Origin of the sequence: Streptomyces sp. NPDC058812, assembly GCF_042744565.1 — a bacterium.
GTDB classification, from domain to species: domain Bacteria; phylum Actinomycetota; class Actinomycetes; order Streptomycetales; family Streptomycetaceae; genus Streptomyces; species Streptomyces thinghirensis.
Window position 1 is genome coordinate 1 of record NZ_JBHYOB010000053.1, and the last position, 4,317, is coordinate 4,317.

4 protein-coding genes are annotated in these 4,317 nt (G+C 70.0%); 3 read left to right on the forward strand and 1 reads right to left on the reverse strand.

Annotated elements, in window-relative coordinates:
* Positions 1–161: 161 nt before the first annotated feature.
* Positions 162–1,013 carry a hypothetical protein gene (locus ACFW48_RS38370; protein ID WP_386323265.1) on the reverse strand — a complete coding sequence of 284 codons (852 nt, stop codon included), beginning with the start codon at positions 1,011–1,013 and terminating at the stop codon, positions 162–164.
* A 521-nt stretch (positions 1,014–1,534) separates the two neighbouring features.
* Here ACFW48_RS38370 and ACFW48_RS38375 point away from each other — a divergent pair.
* The 3 genes from ACFW48_RS38375 (at position 1,535) to ACFW48_RS38385 (ending at position 4,002) form a co-directional block, all read left to right on the forward strand.
* A complete protein-coding gene (locus tag ACFW48_RS38375; RefSeq protein ID WP_386323267.1) occupies positions 1,535–2,959 on the forward strand; it encodes a hypothetical protein in 1,425 nt (474 codons plus the stop codon).
* Positions 2,960–3,410: 451 nt separating this feature from the next.
* Positions 3,411–3,569 (forward strand): hypothetical protein, encoded by a 159-nt coding sequence (locus ACFW48_RS38380; RefSeq protein WP_386323269.1) that lies wholly within the window; start codon positions 3,411–3,413, stop codon positions 3,567–3,569.
* A 229-nt stretch (positions 3,570–3,798) separates the two neighbouring features.
* Positions 3,799–4,002 carry a hypothetical protein gene (locus ACFW48_RS38385; RefSeq protein WP_351303930.1) on the forward strand — a complete coding sequence of 68 codons (204 nt, stop codon included), beginning with the start codon at positions 3,799–3,801 and terminating at the stop codon, positions 4,000–4,002.
* The last annotated feature ends 315 nt before the right edge of the window (positions 4,003–4,317 follow it).

Genomic DNA, 4,317 nt, shown 5'->3' on the forward strand with positions numbered 1-4,317 from the left:
GTGGTGACGGGCGAGGAAGAGGGCGACCACTGCGGCGAGGGCCGCGCAGACGAAGCAGAACAGAATCGCCATGACCTTCGTTCCGGTGGGGGGTCCATCGGGCGGGGTACTGGTCGGTGCTCCCGGGGCCGGGTTGGGCGGGGTCGTCGGGGTGTGGGTGGTCACGCGGCACCTGCCTGCTGCTTGTCGTGGTTGGCCTTGGTGTGGAGCTGGGCGGGGATCCAGATCCGCCGCTCTCGGGCGGCCTGGTAGAGGGCGTTGCGGAAGCGCGTCTTACGGCTGCGCACCGCTCCGTGCGTGATCTTCAGCCTGTCCGCGATCTCGGTGTCCACCAAGCCGTAGATGGTCAGGCCGATGACGGCCTGGGTCTGCGGGGTCTGCTCGGCCAGGATGTCCTCGAAGTTGTTGGAGAGGATGATGGCCTCGGGCTCGGCCAAGTAGCCGGGGGCCTGGAGCAGGCCGAGGATCCCCCTGCCTCCGCCGGGCGTCTCCTCGCCGAAGTCGCAGAGCGCGTGCAGCTGGGCCCACTTGAGCCGCGCCTTCACCCACCGCAGGTACGCGCGACGGAACTCCCAGATGCACGTGCCGACGAAGTACGACCGCAGGCAGCTGGCCCCGCGTGGACCCCTGTGGTTCGGGTTCCACTTCTCCTTGACGAGCGCGTTGGTGCGGAACGTCTTGAGGGCGCTGACCTGCATGTCGATGAGAATTTCGTCGCGGGCGGCGGCGTCGGCGCGCAGGGTGGCCAAGTCCTCGGGGTGGATCCAGAACTCGATGCCCCGCTCGTTGAAGCGCTCCATCGAGAGCCGGCCGAGCGAGCCGTCACGCAGCATGCCCCTCAGGATCGGCTCGGTCTCCAGCAGCAGCTCGTCCCGGAACACCTCGTACACCCGGCCCTTGAAGCCGTAGTAGGCCAGCTCCTGGACGCGGGCGACGTCCGCCCGGATCCGCGCCGCCCGGTCGTCGGACAGGCCGTTGTCGACGGCCTGCGCGATCTGGTCATCCGTATGCATAAAGCCCTCCCCGGTTCTGAACTGCTCCGAGTCGGCGGCGATCTCTCTCTCGCGCGCGGTCCAGGAACAGTTGCCTGGTTGTACGGGCTGATGTGCGGCGGGAACCTGCGAATGTCACACGTGATCTGAATTATTTTGAAATTCCCGAGTCCGAAATTCTCCACAGCTCTCTGACCTGCATGAACGTGGGGCGGCCACCGGAAACTTGGCCTTGCTCGTCCCAGCGCACGGCAGGTCGAGCCGTCCCGCCGCCGGCCCTCATCGTTGTCGGCGCTCCGCGGCGTGCGGTGCCCTTCTCAGCCCGGTGACCGCGCGCCCGAACTCGGTCGACCGCAGCCCGTCGGTGGCCGCTGCCGTCCCCCGCCCGGGTGAATCCGGCCCTCGTGCACGCGTACGCGGCTTGTGCGGGGCGCTCCCAACTCGCCCCCGAATCAGGGCTATTGACAACAAACGGCATCTTTCTGCATGTTTCGGGCGCCGCCCGGTCGTCGGGCCGGTCGTGTGCGGATTGGAGTGGGTTCATGGTGCGTTCGGTGCGTGAGGTGTTCGACGAAGGTCAGGCGGCGGGCCGGCTGCGGGTGCCGGTCGCGGCGTGGCGGTGGGCGACGGGTTCGGGTCTGGTCCCGGCCGGGGACGTCGGGCCGGGCCGGTGGTCGCGTGCGGTGGTGGAGGCCGCCGACCCGGAGGCGGTCCGGGCGGCGCTGCGGTGCCCGGTGGGGGCGGGGTGGGCGGCGGACCGGCTGACGGAGGCCCTCGGGGCTCCGCTCCCGATCCTCCGGCCGAGGGTGACCGCCTCGGCGGTCGGCCACCTCGTCAAGGCCGGCCTCCTGGTCTACCTCGGCGGGGACCCCCAGTTCCCCGACGTCCACCCGGACCAGGTGGCCGCGCTGGCCCGCCGCCGGGACCTGCCCGCCCTCCTCGACAGGCACGTCCCCCTCGGCCCGGACCAGGCCGCGGTGCGCCTGGGCGTGCGCCGTACCGACTTCGACCAGGTGGTGCGGCTCGGGTGGCTGGCCCCGATCGGCTCCGTGGACATCGACTACAAGCAGCAGGGCGGGGTGACCACGGTCCCTCTGTACGACGCCCAGGAGATCGCGCTTTTGGAGGTGGTCCGCCCTTCCGTGGACTGGCGGGGCGTGCGCACTGCCCGCGCTGGCCGCCGCTCCCTGCTCGCCGGTCTCAACCCGGTCGCCCCGGGTGGTGACCGGGTGTCTCTGGCGGAGGTGGCGCGGATTGCCAGGGTGGGCCGGGCCGCGGTGGTGAACTGGCGCCGCCGGCACCCCGACTTCCCCGACCCGGTGGCCGGTACGGACGTGCACCCGCAGTTCGACCGCCGCGCGGTCGTGGCCTGGCTCCTCGCCCACGACAAGATCGAAGTCCCCACCGGGCCGACGATCGCCGCCCTAGTGCTGGCCGGGGTCGGAGGCGCCACGCACCGGTTCCGCCTCGATGACCCATGGCTGTCCCTGGCCGACGACGCGGCCGGCGAAGACACGTTGTCCGGCTGGTCCACCGACGAGGACGCCGACGAGCTGGCCACCCTGGCGGCCGGAACGTTCGGAGCGTCGCTGCGCCGGCTGACCGCGCCCGGTACCGGCCCGCTGGCGGTGCCGGGGGAGGTGCGGGTGATCGAACGGTTCCGGTCGGGGTCGGGGGGCCTGCGCCTGACGTTGGCGTGGCCGGCGGGCCTGCGCGGCACCGCCGGGTCAGGGCCGGCGGGCGGGGTGGTCCGCCACGGCGTCGCCTATGTCGGGCCGGGCGGGGCCTGCGTCTGCGCGCGGCACGACTGCGGCGGCGTGGTGCCCGTCTCCTGGTGCGCCGAGCACGGCGACGCGGTGGCGCCGGTGTTGGAGTGGCACCCCGGCGGCGGGATCCGCTGCACTGACCTGTCCCGTGGCGGCCGGCGGCCGCGCGGCCACGTCGAGTCGGGCAGACTGCCGGCATGAAGGACGACGAGAAGGCGGACGTCCTGGTGTGGCTCGGCTAGATCTGCTCGCCGATGCTGCGGGCGATGTGCAGCACGCCCGCATCACATCTCTCGCGGACGCGAATGACGGCGGCCTGTTCTCGTTCCTGAAGCTGCTGCCGGAGTTCGAGGACACACGAGGCATAGGTAGCCCGGCAGGAAGTTCGGCGTCATGCCGTACGTCGCCAACTTCAGCGACGACACCCAGAGCAAGATCAACAACGTTCGCGAGGCCCTGCCGCATCCTCGGGGTGATACCGACCTGCACCCAGAAGTGCAAGAAGGGCCAGGTAGAACACCCAGTTCGGGGCGGTTCCCGCACGCCGCTGACCTCGCCCCGCGTTCAGGCGCACCGCTGGAAACAGTCGGAGTCGAACGGGACCACTTCTCCGTGAAGGGGCCGCAGGACATCAACATCACCGATTGGGTGCATGGCCGCCAACACCTGCGAAGAGGTCGACAATCGGGACCGGCGCAACGTGACCAAGACGCCGTTCGCGCACTTGAAGGGGCGTTTCATCGTGTTCGGCGTCTTGCTCATCTACGACACCGGCAAGAACCTCAAGAAAGTCGGTCCGCACCCGGTGTGACGGAGTGCCTGGTCAGCGCCGTGGGGGTGGTGCCGGCACGCGCCGGGCCGTCGTGTCGTCGGCTTTCGAGGGGCGACCGTACCTATCGGTGCCCCGGATCTGTCAGCAGGGGTCGGTACTCTAATCGCAACCCATCCGGGTGCTGTGCAGCTTCTGGGATGCCGGGTATTGACGGACCGTCGCCCCGGCTCCCTAGTTGCAGCGCGGCGGTCCTGATTGGGGGGCTCCCATGCCGGAGAGCGACAAGCCGACGTCCGACGGTTTCGAGGACGAAGGCCGACCGCCTGTCCGGGGTGAGAGTCGCACCACTGCTCGCGATGTGCTGCTCGCCGGCGCAGTCCAGGCCCTGATGGCTGGCGTTGCCGATGAGACCGCGCACTGGTTCCACCGGTGCCTGGTGTGGCTGTACGAGATGCTGGTCAGCCGCCTGTAAAACGCGACGCGCCCCCTGGTGGTAGGACACCAAGAGGCGCGAGGTGCGGGTACATCCCGCGGCGGTCTCTGTCCCTGCTTCGCAGGCCGGGCAGAGGCCGCCGTACTGCGTGACATCAGTCTGCCGCGCGCCACTGACAATACTCAGGAGCATGATCCACATGCGCGCGTGCATGATGCCGCAGGGCTCCACTGTAGCGAGTTGCCCACGAGGGTGGACATCCCGTCCACCCTGCGCCACTCGACCAGTTTGCTACGAGGCCGAAGACCGAGGCGTTCTCCACCTCCACCTCCACCTCCTGGTGGAAGACCGTGC